The organism is Paraburkholderia fynbosensis (genome assembly GCF_902859935.1).
Lineage (GTDB): Bacteria > Pseudomonadota > Gammaproteobacteria > Burkholderiales > Burkholderiaceae > Paraburkholderia > Paraburkholderia fynbosensis.
In genome coordinates this window covers 70349-87062 of record NZ_CADIKI010000022.1, presented here as the reverse complement: position 1 = coordinate 87062, position 16714 = coordinate 70349, and the positions used below count along the sequence as shown (strand labels likewise).

Annotated in this window: 15 protein-coding genes; 8 read left to right on the top strand and 7 right to left on the bottom strand. The window is 63.8% G+C overall.

From position 1 onward, the window contains the following. Positions 1-9: 9 nt before the first annotated feature. Genes HV770_RS29790 through HV770_RS29775 form a run of 4 tightly spaced genes read right to left on the bottom strand, consistent with a single transcriptional unit; the run spans position 10 to position 3343 of the window. A complete protein-coding gene (locus tag HV770_RS29790) occupies positions 10-717 on the bottom strand; it encodes an ABC transporter ATP-binding protein (protein ID WP_175165122.1) in 708 nt (235 codons plus the stop codon). Next, positions 704-1468, bottom strand: a complete 765-nt coding sequence (locus tag HV770_RS29785) for an ABC transporter ATP-binding protein (protein ID WP_175165121.1) — start codon at positions 1466-1468, stop codon at positions 704-706. The genes HV770_RS29790 and HV770_RS29785 overlap by 14 nt, the downstream gene beginning before the upstream one ends. Beyond that, positions 1461-2471, bottom strand: coding sequence for a branched-chain amino acid ABC transporter permease (locus tag HV770_RS29780; RefSeq protein WP_175165120.1), 1011 nt, complete (start codon positions 2469-2471; stop codon positions 1461-1463). Before HV770_RS29780 ends, HV770_RS29785 begins: the two co-directional genes overlap by 8 nt. Positions 2472-2479: 8 nt before the next feature. Then, the gene (locus HV770_RS29775; protein ID WP_425497492.1) at positions 2480-3343 is read right to left on the bottom strand and encodes a branched-chain amino acid ABC transporter permease; all 864 of its coding nucleotides are present in this window, start codon (positions 3341-3343) and stop codon (positions 2480-2482) included. 506 nt (positions 3344-3849) lie between these two features. On the opposite strand from HV770_RS29775, the gene HV770_RS29770 reads away from it, so the two are divergent. After that, the gene (locus tag HV770_RS29770; protein ID WP_175165119.1) at positions 3850-4617 is read left to right on the top strand and encodes a class II aldolase/adducin family protein; all 768 of its coding nucleotides are present in this window, start codon (positions 3850-3852) and stop codon (positions 4615-4617) included. Between the two features lie 113 nt (positions 4618-4730). Here HV770_RS29770 and HV770_RS29765 read toward each other — a convergent pair whose 3' ends face one another. Further along, on the bottom strand, positions 4731-5771 hold the full coding sequence (locus HV770_RS29765) for a porin (RefSeq protein ID WP_175165118.1): 1041 nt from the start codon (positions 5769-5771) through the stop codon (positions 4731-4733). Positions 5772-6541: 770 nt separating this feature from the next. On the opposite strand from HV770_RS29765, the gene HV770_RS29760 reads away from it, so the two are divergent. Continuing rightward, on the top strand, positions 6542-6847 hold the full coding sequence (locus HV770_RS29760) for a hypothetical protein (protein ID WP_175165173.1): 306 nt from the start codon (positions 6542-6544) through the stop codon (positions 6845-6847). Between the two features lie 35 nt (positions 6848-6882). On the opposite strand, the gene HV770_RS29755 is transcribed toward HV770_RS29760, so the two are convergent. Continuing rightward, complete coding sequence (locus HV770_RS29755; protein ID WP_175165117.1) at positions 6883-7794, bottom strand: LysR family transcriptional regulator; 912 nt, start codon at positions 7792-7794, stop codon at positions 6883-6885. A gap of 114 nt (positions 7795-7908) precedes the next feature. Here HV770_RS29755 and HV770_RS29750 point away from each other — a divergent pair, with 114 nt between their 5' ends. From HV770_RS29750 to HV770_RS29725, 6 genes are all read left to right on the top strand, one after another. Beyond that, positions 7909-9003 (top strand): tartrate dehydrogenase, encoded by a 1095-nt coding sequence (locus HV770_RS29750; RefSeq protein WP_175165116.1) that lies wholly within the window; start codon positions 7909-7911, stop codon positions 9001-9003. 93 nt (positions 9004-9096) lie between these two features. After that, entirely contained in the window at positions 9097-10392 is a 1296-nt protein-coding gene (locus HV770_RS29745; RefSeq protein ID WP_175165115.1) for an MFS transporter, read from the top strand. Between the two features lie 707 nt (positions 10393-11099). Continuing rightward, on the top strand, positions 11100-12278 hold the full coding sequence (locus tag HV770_RS29740; protein ID WP_121322049.1) for a quaternary amine ABC transporter ATP-binding protein: 1179 nt from the start codon (positions 11100-11102) through the stop codon (positions 12276-12278). Beyond that, positions 12271-13173, top strand: a complete 903-nt coding sequence (gene choW, locus HV770_RS29735; protein ID WP_175165114.1) for a choline ABC transporter permease subunit — start codon at positions 12271-12273, stop codon at positions 13171-13173. The genes HV770_RS29740 and choW overlap by 8 nt, the downstream gene beginning before the upstream one ends. A gap of 7 nt (positions 13174-13180) precedes the next feature. Further along, positions 13181-14179, top strand: coding sequence for a GlxA family transcriptional regulator (locus HV770_RS29730; protein WP_175165113.1), 999 nt, complete (start codon positions 13181-13183; stop codon positions 14177-14179). A gap of 75 nt (positions 14180-14254) precedes the next feature. Beyond that, positions 14255-15190, top strand: coding sequence for a choline ABC transporter substrate-binding protein (locus HV770_RS29725; protein ID WP_175165112.1), 936 nt, complete (start codon positions 14255-14257; stop codon positions 15188-15190). Between the two features lie 153 nt (positions 15191-15343). Here the strand turns inward: HV770_RS29725 and HV770_RS29720 are convergent, their stop codons facing one another. Next, a complete protein-coding gene (locus HV770_RS29720) occupies positions 15344-16426 on the bottom strand; it encodes a GlxA family transcriptional regulator (RefSeq protein WP_175165111.1) in 1083 nt (360 codons plus the stop codon). Positions 16427-16714 lie beyond the last annotated feature (288 nt).

Below are 16714 nucleotides of genomic sequence, written 5' to 3'. Positions count from 1 at the left end.
ACGAATGCATCACCCGCCGACGTACGCGCGGCGGATCGCTTCGTTATTCATCAGGCTCGCGTGATCGCCTTCGAGCACGATGCGCCCGTTCTCGATCACGTATGCACGGTGCGCGATCTTCAGCGCGGCGAATGCGTTCTGTTCGGCGAGCAGCACGGTCGTGCCCGCGCGGTTGATCTGCTGGATCACGTCGAATACCTGCTTGACTACCAGCGGCGCGAGACCGAGCGACGGTTCGTCGAGCAGTAACACCTTGGGCCGCGCCATCATCGCGCGGCCGATCGCGACCATCTGCTGCTGGCCGCCGGACAGCGAGCCGGCCGCATGGTCCTTGCGTTCGGCGAGCAGCGGAAAGAGCGTAAACACCTGGTCGAGATTGCGCTGATTGCCGGCCTTGTCGCCGCGATGCACGTACGCGCCGAGCGTGAGGTTCTTCAGCACCGACATGCCGGGAAACAGCTTGCGTCCCTCGGGACACTGAATCACGCCGCTGCGCACGATCTGCGCGGGCGTCATGCCAAGCAGCTCGCGTGGGCCGAAGCGCAGGCTGCCGCTCGCCGCGCGGCGCAAGCCGCTGGTCGCGAGAAAAATCGAGCTTTTGCCGGCGCCGTTGGCGCCGAGCAGCACGACCAGTTCGCCGTCGTCGGCGTGCAGGTTGATGCCGTCGAGCGCGCGAAAGCTGCCGTAGTCGAGCGACACGTTGTCAAACTTCAGCATGCTCGCTCCCCAGGTAAGCGTCGATCACGGCCGGGTTCGCGCGAATCTCGGCAGGCGTGCCCTCGGCGATTTTCCGGCCGTAGTTCAGCACCATGATGCGGTCCGCGAGCTTCATGACCATGTTCATCTTGTGTTCGACGAGGCACACCGTCACACCGTGTTTCACGAGCTTGCGGATCAGATCGGCGAGGCCTTCGGTTTCTTCGGGATTCACGCCGCCGGCGGGCTCATCCAGCAGCATCAGGCTCGGCTCGGTGGCGAGCGCGAGCGCGACGGCCGCGCGTTTGCGCTCTTCCTGCGAAATGTCGCCGGCCATGCGCGCCGCGATTGCCGACAGGCCGACGAAGTCGAGCGCTTCACGCGCCTTGTCGCGGCACATGCGCTCCTCGTGGATCAGTCGCCGCGAGTGCGTGAGCACGTCCCACAGCCCCGAGCGCGTGCGCAGACGGTGGCCGACGATCAGGTTGTCGAGCACGCTCGCGCGGTCGAACAGCGCGGTGGACTGGAACGTACGCGCGACGCCGAGCCGCGCCATCCGGTCGGCGCCGAGCTTCGTCACGTCCTCGCCCTTGAAGCGGATGCGGCCCGAGGTCGGCAGATGCGTGCCGCTGATCAGATTGAAGAAGGTGGTCTTGCCCGCGCCGTTCGGTCCGATGATCGCGTTGACCTTGCCGGCTTCGATGCGCGTGCTGACGTCGTCCACCGCGACGAGGCCGCCGAAGCGCTTCTTGAGCGAGTCGATTTCAAGCATGACCGTCGCCTCCGGTGGGTTGGGGGCGACGCGCGGCCATCGCACCGGCTGGCGCGGGCAGTGGAGTGCGCCGGAGCTGCCTCGCCTGAAACAGACCGACGATGCCGTTGGGCAAAAAGATCACCAGCAGAATCAGGATCGGCCCGAACACGACGAAGCGATACTCCTGCAGAAACTGCAGATACTGCGTGAGCCACGGAATGATCAGGGCGCCGAGCAGCGGACCCGCGAGCGTGCCGATACCGCCCACCAGCATGTACATGGTCATGTCGAACGTGTGCTCGACGCCCGCGAGGTCCGGGCCCAGAAAGCGCACGGCGCCCGCATACAGTCCGCCCGCGAGCCCCGCATACACGACCGACAGCACGAAGGCCAGCACCTTGTTGCGCATCAGGTTGATGCCGAGCGATTGCGCGAGTCCATCGCTGTTGCGGATCGCCATGAAGGTGCGCCCGAGCAGCGAATCGACGATGCGATGCATCAGCCACACGCCGAGCACGAGGAACGCGAACACCAGGTAGTACAGCGCGCGAGGATTCTCGAACGACACGATGCCGAAACCCGCAGGCGCCGGAATACCGATGATGTCCGTCACGCCGTGCGTGAGACCATCCCACTTCTCGATCACGAGAAACATGATGTAGCCGACGCACAGCGTGAAGATCGAAAAGTAATGGCCGCGCAGGCGCAGCGACACGAGTCCGATCAGCGCGCCGAGCACCGCCACCACCACGCCGGCCGCGACGAACGCGAGCCAGAACGGCACCTGATGATCGACCGTGAGAATGCCGACCGTGTACGCACCCACCGCCATGAAGCTGCCGTGCGCGAGATTGAACTGGCCGGTGTAGCCGGTGATCAGATTCAGCCCGACGGTGGCCAGCGCGAAGATGTACGCGGTGGACATCACGGTGAGCATGTAGTCGTTGATGGCGGCGAAGGGGAACAGCAGCCCGAGCACGAACAGCAGCGTCCATCCCCGTTTGCCCTCGAATGGTTTCATGAGTGAGTTCATGACGCGCGCAGTTCCCTGGTGAAGAGCCCCTGAGGACGAACCGACAGGATCACCACCAGCAGCACGAACGCGATGATGTCCTTGGAGTCGGTCGAGATATAGAACGCGCCGAAGCTCTCCGCCATGCCGATGATGAGCCCGCCGACGATCGCGCCGGGCACGCTGCCCATGCCGCCGAGAATGATGATCACGAAGGCCTTCAGGATCACCAACTGGCCCATCGCCGGATAAACCAGGTTGATCGGCGCGTAGAGGGTGGCGGCCACCGCGGCGAGCAGGCCGGAAATGCCGAAGGTGAGCATGGTCACCTTGTTCGCGTCGATGCCCATCAGCGACGCGCCTTCGCGGTCCTGCGCCATCGCGATGATGCTCGAGCCGATCACCGTGAATCTGAGGAACAGTTGCAGCAGCACCACCAGCGCGAACGCGGCGCCGATGATCAGAAGGCGCTGCAACGGCGCGCTTACGCCGCCCAGTTCGACGATGCCCGCATAAGGCGTCGGCATGCGGTGAAAGTCGGCGCCCCAGATCGCTTGCGCGCCGGCTTCGAGAAAGAGGAGCAGGCCGATCGCCGCGATCATCGGATGCAGTTCGGAGGACTTGCGCAGCGGGTGGAATACGAGGCGCTCGGCGAGAATCGCGAGCAGCGCGACCGCGAGGCCGGCGCCGAGCATCGCGAGCCAGTAGTTCAGGCCGAGCCGGTTCATCAGGTAGAACGACACGAATGCGCCGACCATGTAGAACGCGCCGTGCGCGAAGTTCGGCACCGCGAGAATGCCGTAGACCAGCGTGAGGCCGAGCGCGACGAGGCTGTAAATGCCGCCGAGCGTCAACCCGTTGAGGACCTGCTGCAAGAACATATCCACGCTTTGACACCCTCCAGCTAGGCGCATCGTGCGAGCAAGGCCCTGGCTTCAGGCACTGCCGCGCGAGCCGCCATACTTGCGCACGGGACAACCGCCGCTGCTCGAATCAGACGACGCTTGCCAACGGTTGAAAAAACGCCCCTCGATGACGCTGACTTCCGAATTCAATCGGTGGTGGTGCGAAAGGAATTTGGCACGAGCGTTCGCTTTGCGTCAATAGGGTTTTGCATTCGATCGTTCTGCATTGCAGATTTTTCAGGGAAGTCACTTAGGCGGCTTGCCTTTTTTGGCGAAGAATCGATGCAACATGCACGAATCCTTGGGAGGCACACTGTGGCTTGTATCTGGTATGCACCGACGGTTTGTGAAACGGGCGGCATGACGCTCGGTGGTAAAGACAGGGGAGGACCGCTTGACATTGATTTCTCCGCGCCACTATTCTGCAATGCAGACATGCCAGCACTCCCCACGCCGCGCCTCTATTCCCATGAAGGTCACTCATGAATCCAGCACTCGACATTCCCAGCGTTCGTCACCTGGTGTCGCCAGAAGAATGGCAAATCCGCGTCGATCTCGCGGCTGCGTATCGACTGGTCGCGCTGTTCGGTTGGGACGATCTGGTCTTTACGCATATTTCGGCGCGCGTGCCGGGGCACGAGCACGAGTTTCTGATCAACCCGTACGGCCTTTTTTTCGAGGAGATCACCGCGTCGAGCCTCGTCAAAGTGGACCACGAGGGGCGCCCGGTCATGCCGACGACCTTCGACGTGAATCCCGCCGGCTTCGTCATTCATAGCGCCGTGCACGAGGCGCGGCCCGACGTGAATTGCGTGCTGCACACGCATACCGCGTACGGAGTGGCCGTCGCGGCGCAGCAGGACGGTCTGCTGCCGGTGTCGCAGCAAGCGGGCTTCGTGCTGACGAACCTCGCGTATCACGACTACGAAGGCGTCGCGTTGCGGGATGCCGAAAAGGCGACGCTCGTCGCCGATCTCGGCAGCGCCAATTCCATGATGTTGCGCAATCATGGCTTGCTGACCTGCGGTCGTTCGGTCGCCGAAGCATTTCAGGCGATGTATCTGTTCGAGACGTCATGCCGGATTCAGATTCTCGCGCAGGCAGGCGGCAAGCTGATCGAGGTGCCGCAGTCGATCATCGCGACGATGGGCGAGCAGGCGCGCGCAGTGAGTAAAGGCAAGGGCGCCGATCTGGTGTGGCCTGGTTTGCTGCGTCGTCTGACGCGGCGCAATCCGGGCTTCGACCAGTAGCCGCCGACGCGTAGGCGCGAGCGCGCGCACACATGACGCGAAGCGCCGCTCACGCGGCGCATCGGTCAATGGCGATCGGTCTCGAGCAGAGCGCCTCGAGCGCCGCGCCCTTGCTAGAACGTGTGACGGATGCCGACGTTCACACCGGCCGTCGTGCCCGTCGGCAGGTTCAGCGCGTTGTTGACAGACAGCCCGTTGTGCATGCCGCCATGATTGGTCACGAAGCCGACCTGTCCATAGGTCACGGTCGCCTTCGACAGTGAATACGTCAGCCCCGTCGACGCCAGCACCGAGTTGTTCGACGTTTCATTCGCGTCGCGCGTGACCCATACGCCCGCATCGACATTCAACGCCGGCGTGATGCGATAGCTCGCGCCGCCTGAATAGACGCGACTGTTGAACGAGCCCGCGACCTTGTACTGCACGTACGACGCTTTCACCGTCAGGTCGTTGAAGACGTAGCTCGCGCCGATCGCTCGGCCGTTGAATTCGACCACGCTCGGCACCGGGATCGACGCCGCGCTGCCGCCGGCATTGCCGCTGTAGAGCGCGGCATCGACGGTCAATGCACCCAGGTGATAGCGCAGGCTGGCCGAGTACTGGCGGCCGGCCTGGAAATCGCCGGCCGCGCCGCCGAGCGCCAGCATCGCGCTGGCTTGCAGACCGGCGATCTCCGGCGACGTGTACGAAATGCCGTTGGGGTTGAAGAGGCCGGTCACATAGACATTGTTCAGGTAGGTGACGAGACCGCTGCCGAAGTACGCCATATCGCGCGGATCGAAGTCGTACACCGCGAGGAAGAACGGCGAGAACTGCAAGCCGGCCTTGACCGTGCCGAAGCGGCTTTCCACGCCAACATAGGCGAGGCGGCCGAACAGGTTGTCGTTCGAATTGCTGAGTGCGCCGGTAGCGACGCTGATGCCGCTTTCTAGCTGAAAGATCGCCCGCATGCCGCCGCCGAGATCTTCGGCGCCGCGCATGCCGAAGCGCGATCCGGACAAGCCGCTGTCGGTGAACGAGTATTGATGGCCAGCGCTCTGGCCGGTTGCGGGGTCGAGCGTTTTGTTGGTGTAGAGGAGCGACGCGTCGACGATACCGTACAGCGTGACGCTGCTTTGTGCATACGCGCCCTGGGGCAAGCCCACCGCACGCACCCATCAACCCGAGAATGACGCCAATCCGATTACGATGACTTGCCGGCATGCTGCGTGTCTCCTTGTTTTTTGGAATCGACTGAACGGGCGAATGCGGCGGGTGCTGCACGGCTCTCGCGACCTTCGCGTTTTTTCGCAACCTGTCCGGGCATGGCAATGTCGATGGACGACAACGCGCCTTCGCAAACTGATCAGGGATGCGAAATATTGGCCTGGCGGGTACGCGCCTGAGTTGGATGCGGCTCGCCTGCGGGTTGGCAGATTGCGGGTCGGGCCGACGCTATGGCGCATTCATCGATTGCGTGCCTGGTCACAGGATGCACGCGCAATTTGGCACGACCGTTCGTTCGATGTCAACGGGGGAAATCAGGGAGTTAGTCTGCAATGCAGGCCAAAATAGGGAAAACACTTAGCATGCGCTCTGCATCATATTTTTTTAGATAAGCGCTTGTAGTGAACGGAAAGAAGTCGAACGGCAAGTTGAAATGAGGAGGCATCTGCTGTTTCCGCAGTTCTGCATTGCAGAACTATCGTAAGGACGCATCCCAAGTTCATTGAACGACTTTGGCCCCCTATCATTTCCTCTTCCATCTGACAACTGCGCACTGACGCTGCGATGCGACATCCGCCAGATGCAATCACGCCGTTTGCCTGTAAGCTTTAACTGCGAGCTCATACCGAAAGAAGACCGCGTGCGACTCGCCGTCGTAAACGAAAACTCGCAGACAGCCTTCAATACTATTGCCAACTTTCCAGAGGGAATATCCGTTATGAAGAGCATTGCCATTAAACGAATCATGCTTGGCGTCTCGGTCATCGCCATGGTGGCAGGCGGCATTCCGCTCGCCTTGGCTCAGAACACCGGCGACGCGTCGGTCGCGCCGGCCGATGCGGCCACGACGCCGGCAAAGCCCACCAAAGCCGAGCGCAAGGCGGCACGCAAGCAGGCCCGTGCGAAGAAGAACGCCGAGTTGAAGAAGCTCGAAGACGCCGGCTATCAGCCCGCCGCGAACGACCCGAACTATCCGGCCAAGCTGCAGCAGGCCGAGAAGAAGGCCGCAGGCGCAAGCCAGTAAGCGGTCAGGCAGACGCCCGGCGCGACGCAGTCCGTTCAGCGCGCGCCGAGCGTCTCGACCAGCATGTCAACGAAGGCTTTCACCCGCGCCGTCATCTGCAACTGCTGCGGATACACCGCGTAGATATCGGCGCCCGGTGTGCGGTAGTCGGGCAGCACATGAACGAGCCGGCCATCGGCGAGATACTCCGCGATATCCCACTCCGCCCGCATTAGAATTCCCAGTCCGTCCAGTGCCCACTTCACCGCGATTTCGCCGTCGTTGGTGGTGAGATTGCCGCGCACACGCACCGTCTCCGTTCTCTCGCTCGCGCCGCGTCCGCTCGTCAGGCGCCATAGGCCGTAGCCGTCGTCGCCCTGGCGAATGCCGATGCAGTTGTGCTGCGCCAGCTCCGCCGGACTGCGCGGTGCACGCCGCCCGGCAAGATAGGCCGGCGATGCGCACAGCAAGCGCCGGTTCGGCGCGACGCGGCGCGCGATCACGCGCGCGTCCGGCGGCTCGCCGAAACGCACGCATACGTCGAAGGCATCCTCGCTGATCGGCGGCGGATCGACGGAGAGTTGCAACTGCACGTCCACCTCGGGGAAGCGCCGCACGAACTTCGAGATCAGCGGGGCGACGTGACTGCGGCCAAAGCCGAGTGTCGCATTCACGCGCAGCAGGCCTTTGGGCGCCGCCTGCGAGCCGCCGAGCAGTTGCGCGAGATCGTCCATTTCGCCGAGGATGCGGCGCGCGCGCGTCAGGTACAGATCGCCCTCGGGCGTGAGGCTCATGCGCCGGGTCGTGCGATTGACGAGCGACACGCCCGCGCGCGCTTCCATTTGGGCGAGGTGCTTGCTGACGGCCGCCGTGCTCAGGCCCAGTTCGCGCGCCGCCGCCGTGAGACTGCCGCTGGCGGCGAGCGTGGAGAAGAACGCGAGGTCGTCCGGTTGTATCGACGCACTCATGGAAGCGGGTCCATTGTTAACCTAGGGTTAAGGATGCTTTGAGTCTAGCAGCGTTTTCGCGGGCAGTCGCCGTTCTACGATGCAGCCATGCATTCAACACAATGGAGACACCCAGTGAAGACCTACCGCATTGCAACCATCCCCGGCGACGGTATCGGCAAGGAGGTCGTGCCCGCCGGCCAGCGTGTGCTCGAAGCGATCGCCGCGCGCAGCGACGCCTTCGGGTTCGAGTTCGAAGATTTCGGCTGGGGCGGCGACTACTATCGCGAGCATGGCGTGATGATGCCGGCCGACGGACTCGACGCGCTCCGCAACAAGGATGCGATCCTGTTCGGCTCGGCGGGCGACCCGCAGATTCCCGATCACGTGACGCTGTGGGGCCTGCGCCTGAAGATCTGCCAGGGCTTCGATCAGTACGCGAACGTGCGGCCCACGCGCATTCTGCCCGGCATCGACGCGCCGTTGAAACGCTGCGCGCCAAAGGACCTCGACTGGGTGATCGTGCGCGAGAACTCGGAGGGCGAGTATGCCGGCGTCGGCGGGCGCGCGCATCAGGGCCATCCGATCGAAGTCGCGACCGACGTCTCGATGATGACCCGAGCGGGTGTCGAACGGATTCTGCGTTTCGCGTTTCGCCTCGCCCAGTCGCGGCCCCGCAAGCTGCTCACGGTGATCACCAAGAGCAATGCGCAACGCCACGCGATGGTGATGTGGGACGAGATCGCGCTGCAGATCTCGAAGGAGTTTCCGGACGTGCGCTGGGACAAGGAGCTGGTCGACGCCGCCACCGCGCGCATGGTGAACAGGCCCGCCACGCTGGACACGATCGTGGCCACCAACCTGCACGCGGACATTCTCAGCGATCTCGCGGCGGCGCTCGCGGGCAGCCTCGGCATCGCGCCGACAGCGAACCTCGATCCCGAGCGGCGCTATCCGTCGATGTTCGAGCCGATTCACGGCTCCGCATTCGACATCATGGGTAAGGGGCTCGCGAACCCGGTCGGCACCTTCTGGTCGGTGGTGATGATGCTCGATCATCTCGGCGAGCACGCCGCGGCCCGTCAGTTGATGGCGGCGATCGAACGCGTGACGGCGGACCCGTCGCTGCATACCGGCGACCTCGGCGGCAACGCGACCACCGTGCAGGTGACCGATGCGGTGTGCGCGCTGCTCGCATCGCAGGCATCGGCTGAAGCCAAGGCGGCGTGAAGCGCCGCGCAGTTCACACAAAAACATAACGCCCGGGCAGACCCGCCACGGGCGATCTCACTGCACCCATGCAGAGATTGAGTGGAGACAGGCATGAACAATGAATTGCAAGCCCGTGTGGTTCGCAAGCTGACCTGGCGCATTTTGCCTTTCGTGATGCTGCTGTACTTCGTCAGCTTTCTCGATCGCGTGAACGTCGGCTTCGCGGCGATGACGATGAACCAGGATCTCGGCCTCACGCCGACCATGTTCGGCCTCGGCGGCGGCATCTTCTTTCTGGGGTACTTTATGTTCGAAGTACCGTCGAACCTGATCCTGCACAAGGTCGGCGCGCGCATCTGGATCGCTCGCGTGATGGTGACGTGGGGGCTCGTTTCCGCGGCCTCGGCCTTCGTGACCGGTCCGAACTCGTTCTACACGCTGCGTTTTCTGCTCGGCGTCGCCGAAGCCGGCTTCTTTCCCGGCATCATTCTCTATCTGAGTCTGTGGTTTCCGGCGCGTCAGCGCGCGGTCGCCGCTGCCGCGTTCATGGCGGCGGCGCCGTTGTCGACAGCGATCGGTTCGCCGATCTCCGGCGCGATCATGCAAATGCCCACGCTGTTCGGTCTGAAGGACTGGCAGTGGCTGTTCGTTCTCGAGGCGATCCCGGCGGTGCTGCTCGGCTTTGTCGTGCTCAAAGCGCTCACCGATTCGCCCGACAAGGCAAAGTGGCTCGCCGATGATGAAAAAGCGTGGCTCATCGCCACCTTGCGCGACGAGCGCAGAGGGCGCGAGTCACAGGCAGGGCATGCGGAAGGGGCGCTCGCCGCACTACGCGATCTGCGCGTATGGATTCTCGCGATGATCTACTTCGGCACGTCGGCGGGGCTCTACACGCTGGGCTTGTGGGCGCCGCTGATCATCCGGCAGTTCGGCTTCAGCGCATTCGGCACCGGCGCGTTGAATGCGATTCCGAGCGTGCTGGCGGTGATCGGCATGGTGTGGTGGGCGCGCCGTTCGGACCGCCGCGGCGAGCGCACCTGGCATGTGGTGATTCCGTGCGTGGCGGCGGCGTTGGGGCTCGCATGGGCTGGCGTCGCGGACACGGCGGTCGCCGTCGTGATGGCGCTGGTGGTGGTGAACGTGGGCATCAGCGCGGCGAAGGCGCCGCTGTGGGCGATGCCGAGCACGTTCCTGTCCGGCGCGGGCGCGGCGGCTGGGATTGCGATGATCAACTCGATCGGCAACCTCGGTGGTTTCGTGGGGCCGTTTGCGATTGGATGGTTGAAGAGCGTGACGGGCGGGTACGCGGCTGGGCTTTATGTCGTGGCGGCGAGCCTTGCGGTGTCCGCTGTGCTGACGCTGGCGATTGGGCGGCGAGGGTATCGGGCGGCCCATGCGTCGCAGTGATCTGACGAGAGCGCACGCGTTGCGCTCTACGCTTTGCGCTACCGTTGCACCGCAACGATGCGGGCCGCGATCACCGTGAAAATCGGGCACAGCGCGACTGCCCGCTGCTGCACCTTCGACAATGCAACGCTGTCTCCGGCAATCGCCGTAAAGACGGCGCGTAGTGCGCAAATCCTCGCGAGTTAGCGTTGCTGCGTATTCGCGACTCGACGGAACACGGCGCCGGCAGTACCGAGGCCGCTCGCCGGATTAGCCGCATCGCATCGACCCACATGGGTGTGCGGCCGCATCCCCCTGCGGCGCTCGCGGCACCCACACATTTGCTGCCCCGCGCCATGCATATCTGCTTTGACGCGACATCCCCGCCAAGCCCAGGCAACACCGTCTAAACCCTTACCCCATAAGCCTCCCGCGACCACGAGGCAGCCTCCGCCCCCCACCAGGTGTCGTATTTCCTCATGTGGTTGTCGCAAATAGTCGGCAACGCGCACTTTTTTCTGGCAACTATGTATGCACAGCGCGGACGGACGTCCGCGACGCAAGCAACTTCGTGCATGGGACGGGACTAGGCGCTAAAGCGCTAAGTCGACACCCGAAGGATGGGACCGGACTAGGCGCTAAAGCGCTAAGTCCAGTCGACACCCATGAAGGATGGGACCGGACTAAGCGCTAAAGCGCCAAGTCCGGTCGACACAGGAGAGCGTTCAATGAATTCCCCGAAAGTCGTGGTCGAAGGGCTGTGCAAGGTGTTCGGCTCCAGCCCGAAAGAGGCGCTCGCCATGCTGGCGGCCGGCGCAACCAAAGAGGACGTCTTTGCGCGCACCGGTCAGATCGTCGGCGTCCACAACGTCTCGTTCGACGTGAAGGAAGGCGAGATCTTCGTGCTCATGGGCCTCTCCGGCTCCGGCAAGTCGACGCTGATCCGTCTGATCAATCGGCTGGTCGAACCGACGGCGGGCAAGGTGCTGATAGACGGCCGCGATGTGGCAAGCGTGCCGCGTTCGGAACTCATCGCGCTGCGCCGCAAGGACATGAGCATGGTGTTCCAGTCGTTCGCGCTGATGCCGCAGCGCACCGTGCTCTCCAACGCCGCGTTCGGGCTCGAAGTGGCGGGGGTCGGGCGCAAGGAACGCGAAACGCGCGCGATGACCGTGCTCGAGCAGGTCGGCCTCGCGCCGTTCGCGGAAAAGCTGCCCGCCCAACTCTCGGGCGGCATGCAGCAGCGCGTCGGACTCGCGCGGGCGCTCGCGGTCAACCCGTCGCTGATGATCATGGACGAAGCGTTTTCCGCGCTCGACCCGCTCAAACGCAAGGAAATGCAGAACGTGCTGCTCGAACTGCAACGCGAGCAGCAGCGCACCATCCTGTTCGTGTCGCACGATCTGGAAGAGGCGATGCGCATCGGCACCCGCATCGCGATCATGGAAGGCGGCCGGGTCGTGCAGATCGGCACGCCGCAGGAAATCATCACGAATCCCGCCGACGACTATGTGCGCGCGTTCTTCGAGGGCATCGACACGAGCCGCTACCTGACCGCGGGCGATCTGATGCAGACCGACGCCGTGCCGCTCATGCAGCACTCGCCGCAGATCGATGCGTCGAGCGTTGCGGCCACGCTCAACGGCAGCGCCGACTACGCGTTCGTGCTCGACAGTGAACGCAAGATTCGCGGCTTCGTGTGCCGCGATGCGCTCGGCAGCGCGTCGCCGCTGCTCAACCAGATCGAGTGCATCCGCCGCAGCACGCCGCTCGACGATGTGGTCGAACGCGTGGTGGCGAGCCGCGCGCCCCTGCCGGTCGTCGAAGCGGACGGCTCTTACTGTGGTTCGGTCAACAAGACGAACGTGTTGAACGTTCTCACGCGCCATCGAGGTTCCCATGTCTGAAATCATTCCGCTTGGCGCCTGGGTCGATCACGGCGTCCACTATCTGCTCGACCACGACGCGAAGACGTTCGACGCGATCGGCAAAGTCATCGAGAGTTTCGCGGCGCTCGTCGAACACGGCTTGCAGGCCGTGCCGATGTGGGCGCTGATGGCGTTCTTCATCGGCGTTGGCCTGTGGCGGGTCGGCTGGCGTTTCGCCCTGTTCACGCTGCTCGCGATGCTGCTGATCTACAGCACCGGCTTCTGGGATCAGATGGTGATCACGCTCGGCCTCACGCTGTCGTCGACGGTGATCAGCCTGCTGCTCGGCATTCCGCTCGGCATCTGGATGGCGAAGAGCCGCACTGTCGAAATGATCGTGCGCCCCGTGCTCGACCTGATGCAGACCATGCCCGCGTTCGTCTATCTGATTCCGGCCGCCATGCTGTTCGGCCTCGGCCGCGTGCCGGGCATTCTGTCGACGGTGATCTTCGCGATGCCGCCCGCGGTGCGACTGACCTCGCTCGGCATCAAGCACGTGAACCGCGAGATCGTCGAAGCGGGCCAGGCGTTCGGCTGCACGCCGTGGCAACTGCTCTACAAGGTGCAGTTTCCGAATGCGCTGCCATCGATCATGACGGGTGTGAACCAGACCATCATGATGGCGCTGTCGATGGTGATCATCGCGTCGATGGTCGGCGCGGGCGGTCTCGGCAACGACGTGCTGGCAAGCATTCAGCGGCTCGATATCGGACTCGGTTTCGAAAGCGGCCTCTCGGTGGTGATGCTCGCGATCATTCTGGACCGCATCACGGAGAGCTTCGGCCGCGCGCCGGGCATGGCGCGCGCGCCGCTGCTGTCGGGCTTGCGCAGCGTGATGAAAGTGCGCCGCGCGCCGGCCGCGCAACACGGTTGAGCCGCCGATGAAGCGCGACGCGCTCACACCGGCCGAGCCCAAGGCGGATTCGCGGTTGGCGGGGCTCGCGCACGTCGGCTTTCTGACGCTGCCGAACTTTTCAATGATCGCCTTCACGAGCGCGGTCGAAGTGCTGCGCATGGCGAATTACGTAGGCCGCGCGCAGCATTACCGGTGGTCGGTCATCACGCCGGACGGCGAACCCGCGCGCGCCAGCAACGGCATCACGGTGAAGCCGACCACGACGCTCGCCGAAGCCGGCATGCCTGACGTGCTGTTCGTCTGTGCCGGCTGGCACGTGCGCGATTACGTCGACGAAACGGTGTTCGCGTTGCTGCGCGAGGTGGCCACGCAAGGCATTCCGCTCGGCGGCATCTGCACGGGGCCCTACGCGCTGCTGGCCGCCGGCCTGCTCGACGGGTATCGCGCCACCGTGCATTGGGAGGACATGTCGCCGTTGCACAAGCGTTATCCGCATGTGCGCTTTGCCGACGAGCTGTTCGTGATCGACCGCGACCGGATGACCTGCACGGGCGGCACCGCGCCGCTCGATCTGATGCTCAAGCTGGTCGGCATGCGTCTGGGCCATGCGGTGGCGGCGCAGGTGTCCGAGCAGTTCATCGTCGAACGGATTCGCGGCTCGACCGACTATCAGCACATCCCCGTCGACGCGCGGGTCGGCTTCTCGCGCGCCGAACTGGTCGAAGTGGTGCGGCTGATGGAGGCGAATATCGAGGAGCCGTTGTCGCTCGACGAACTCGCGCGCCTCGTGCGTCTGTCGCAACGCCATTTGCAGCGCATGTTCAAGATGTTTCTCAACGTCTCGCCGACGCATTACTACCTGACGCTGCGTCTGCGACGCGCGCGCGAGTTGCTGCGCAATACGGACGCGTCGATCGCGCGGGTCACGGCGGTGTGCGGCTTTCATTCGCCATGTCATTTCAGCAAGGCGTACCGCGCGCAATTCGGCCATGCGCCGAGTGTCGAGCGGCGGCTGTCGGCGTGAGAAAACATCGATCCGGTGCAACCGGGTCGATCGACACAATCAGTTTGATCCACCATCCGAGGGAGAGGGAACGCCATGAAACGTCTGTGGGCCGCGTCGTTGTGCGCGCTGTCTGTATCGTCTGCCTTTGCCGCGGAACCCGCCACCTGCCGCAACGTCCGTTTCGCGGATGTCGGTTGGACCGATATCGCGGCGACCACCGGCCTCGCGTCGACAGTGCTCGAAGGACTCGGCTACAAGCCGAGCAAGACGATCGCCTCGGTGCCGATTACTTTCGCGGGCGTGAAGGGCAAACAGATCGACGTGTTTCTCGGCTACTGGTCGCCGACCATGGACCCGATGATCGAGCCGTTCAGAAAGGGCGGTCAGATCACCGTGCTGACGCCGCCGAACCTGACCGGCGCGAAGTACACGCTGGCGGTGCCCGATTACACGTATCAGGCGGGCATCAAGACGTTCGCCGACATCGCGAAGAATTACGACAAGCTCGACGGCAAGATCTATGGGATCGAGCCGGGCAACGACGGCAATGCGGAGATCCGGAAGATGATCGACAGCAACCAGTTCGGGCTCGGCAAGTTCAAGCTGGTGGAGTCGAGCGAGGCGGGCATGCTGGTCGAGGTGAACCGCGCGATTCGCGACAGGAAGCCGATCGTGTTTCTCGGCTGGGAACCGCATCCGATGAACGTGCAGATGAAGATCGATTATCTGTCCGGCGGCGACGCGGTGTTCGGTCCGAACTACGGCGAAGCGAAAGTGCTGACGGTCACGTCGAACGATTATTCGACGCGCTGTCCAAACGTCGCGAAACTGCTGTCGAACTTGCAGTTCACGACCGACATCGAGAATCACGTGATGCTGCCGATCATGAACAGGACCGATCCGAACAAGGCCGCGCGCGCGTGGCTGAAGGACAATCCGGGCGTGCTCGACAAGTGGCTGGCGGGTGTGAAGACGTTCGACGGCAAGGACGGTTTGCCCGCGGTGAAGGCTTATATAGCGGGGCAGTGAGCGCTTTTAGTGTTCACGTTGCCGCGGGCGGTGGCCCGTGGCAGCGGCATGCAGGCACAGTGACAGGGCGACGGCGAACGCCATGCCGTCCAACGCGAGCGAACCATACGCACCAAACGTGCAACCGTGCGTGCGCCCCGCCAACGCCCCGCATCAAATCGCTTGAGCCCGCCCCGGAAATGTTTCGTCGTAGCCGGAGCCGTCTTCAACTTGCGCCGCCGTGCCACGCTGTTCACGGTACATGACCGGCGGCAAGCCGAACTGCTTGCGAAACTCTCGGCCCAGATGGGAAGCGTCCGAAAAGCCGCAACTCGACGCGATGTCGGCGACCGTCTTGTCCGAACTCGTCAGCAGCCACGCGGCGGTGCGCAAGCGCACCTGCTTCGCGTAGGCCTGCGGCGCCTTGCCGGTTTGCGCCTTGAAAAGCCGTTCGAGCTGGCGCGGCGACAGGTCGAGCTTGCGCGCGAGTTCGTCGAGAGGCAGCGAACGGCCCACGTGCTGCTCCATCAGCAGGATCGCGCGCTTGACCTTCGGATGGGTGGCCGGCGCGAGCCCCGGCGGATGCGGCTGCGGCGCGTTGCCTTTCTGCAGGTCGTCGACGAGCAGGATGCGCAGCGCCTTTTGCACGGTGGCGGTTTCGAAGTGGCGTAGCAGGATTGCCGCGGCCACGTCGATCGACGCGCGTCCGCCCGAACACGTAATGCGCCGCCGGTCGATCACGAACAGTCGATCGGCGACCAGCGCTTCTTCATTCACCGACGGAAAACGCTCGATGAAATCCCAGTAGTGAAACCAGCTCACGCAGATGCGGTGGCCGTCGAGCACGCCCGCGCGCATCAGCGAGAACACGCCGGTGCACATGCCGACCAGCGTCGCGTCGGTGACGGCGGCGCGGCGAATGAACGCGAGCGTCGCGTCGCTCGCGGCCGGCCCCGAATGCAGCAGCCCGCCGACCACCACGACGTAATCGAACGGTTCGGCGTTCTCGAAGGTTTCCCACGGCGTGATCTGGATGCCGCAACTCGCGCGCACGGGAGCGAGGGTTTCCCCCAGCACGCTCCACGAACAGCGCACCGGTTTGCTGAAATCGCCTTCGTCCGCGGACAGGCGCAACAGGTCGACGAAACCCGCGAACGCGGTCAGCGTGAAGTTGGGCAACAGGATGATGCCGAAGCGGATGCGCTGCTTCGAGGTGCCGTCGATCGATCGAGGGGGAAGCGGTTCAGCGGAATTCATGCATGCAGGCGGCAAGGGAAAGGGCGGAGTCAAGCATAGCACTGGGGATGGCGGGTGCTTCACTGGGCGGTTTACCCGCATTTGACGAGGACCGTCGGACGCTTTTCATAACCCATCCGGCGGCGCATCCAGTGCAACGTCAGCATCGCCAGCCGCAACCTGGACGCCTGTCGAAAATGCGTCAGAAGTCATCGCAAATACGCCGCCGTGCTTGGCGGGCGGGCCGCTTGACGCCACTATCCCACTGTCATGCCGTTTTTGTTCTATCGATTCAGGTTGCCTTGCGGT

What these genes read in the sequence shown, in the direction of transcription:
- HV770_RS29790 (WP_175165122.1), bottom strand. Translation starts at nt 717, where the DNA reads ATGCTGAAGTTTGACAACGTGTCGCTCGACTACGGCAGCTTTCGCGCG.
- HV770_RS29785 (WP_175165121.1), bottom strand. Translation starts at nt 1,468, where the DNA reads ATGCTTGAAATCGACTCGCTCAAGAAGCGCTTCGGCGGCCTCGTCGCG.
- HV770_RS29780 (WP_175165120.1), bottom strand. Translation starts at nt 2,471, where the DNA reads ATGAAACCATTCGAGGGCAAACGGGGATGGACGCTGCTGTTCGTGCTC.
- HV770_RS29775 (WP_425497492.1), bottom strand. Translation starts at nt 3,343, where the DNA reads ATGTTCTTGCAGCAGGTCCTCAACGGGTTGACGCTCGGCGGCATTTAC.
- HV770_RS29770 (WP_175165119.1), top strand. Translation starts at nt 3,850, where the DNA reads ATGAATCCAGCACTCGACATTCCCAGCGTTCGTCACCTGGTGTCGCCA.
- HV770_RS29760 (WP_175165173.1), top strand. Translation starts at nt 6,542, where the DNA reads ATGAAGAGCATTGCCATTAAACGAATCATGCTTGGCGTCTCGGTCATC.
- HV770_RS29755 (WP_175165117.1), bottom strand. Translation starts at nt 7,794, where the DNA reads ATGAGTGCGTCGATACAACCGGACGACCTCGCGTTCTTCTCCACGCTC.
- HV770_RS29745 (WP_175165115.1), top strand. Translation starts at nt 9,097, where the DNA reads ATGAACAATGAATTGCAAGCCCGTGTGGTTCGCAAGCTGACCTGGCGC.
- HV770_RS29740 (WP_121322049.1), top strand. Translation starts at nt 11,100, where the DNA reads ATGAATTCCCCGAAAGTCGTGGTCGAAGGGCTGTGCAAGGTGTTCGGC.
- choW (WP_175165114.1), top strand. Translation starts at nt 12,271, where the DNA reads ATGTCTGAAATCATTCCGCTTGGCGCCTGGGTCGATCACGGCGTCCAC.
- HV770_RS29730 (WP_175165113.1), top strand. Translation starts at nt 13,181, where the DNA reads ATGAAGCGCGACGCGCTCACACCGGCCGAGCCCAAGGCGGATTCGCGG.
- HV770_RS29725 (WP_175165112.1), top strand. Translation starts at nt 14,255, where the DNA reads ATGAAACGTCTGTGGGCCGCGTCGTTGTGCGCGCTGTCTGTATCGTCT.
- HV770_RS29720 (WP_175165111.1), bottom strand. Translation starts at nt 16,426, where the DNA reads ATGAATTCCGCTGAACCGCTTCCCCCTCGATCGATCGACGGCACCTCG.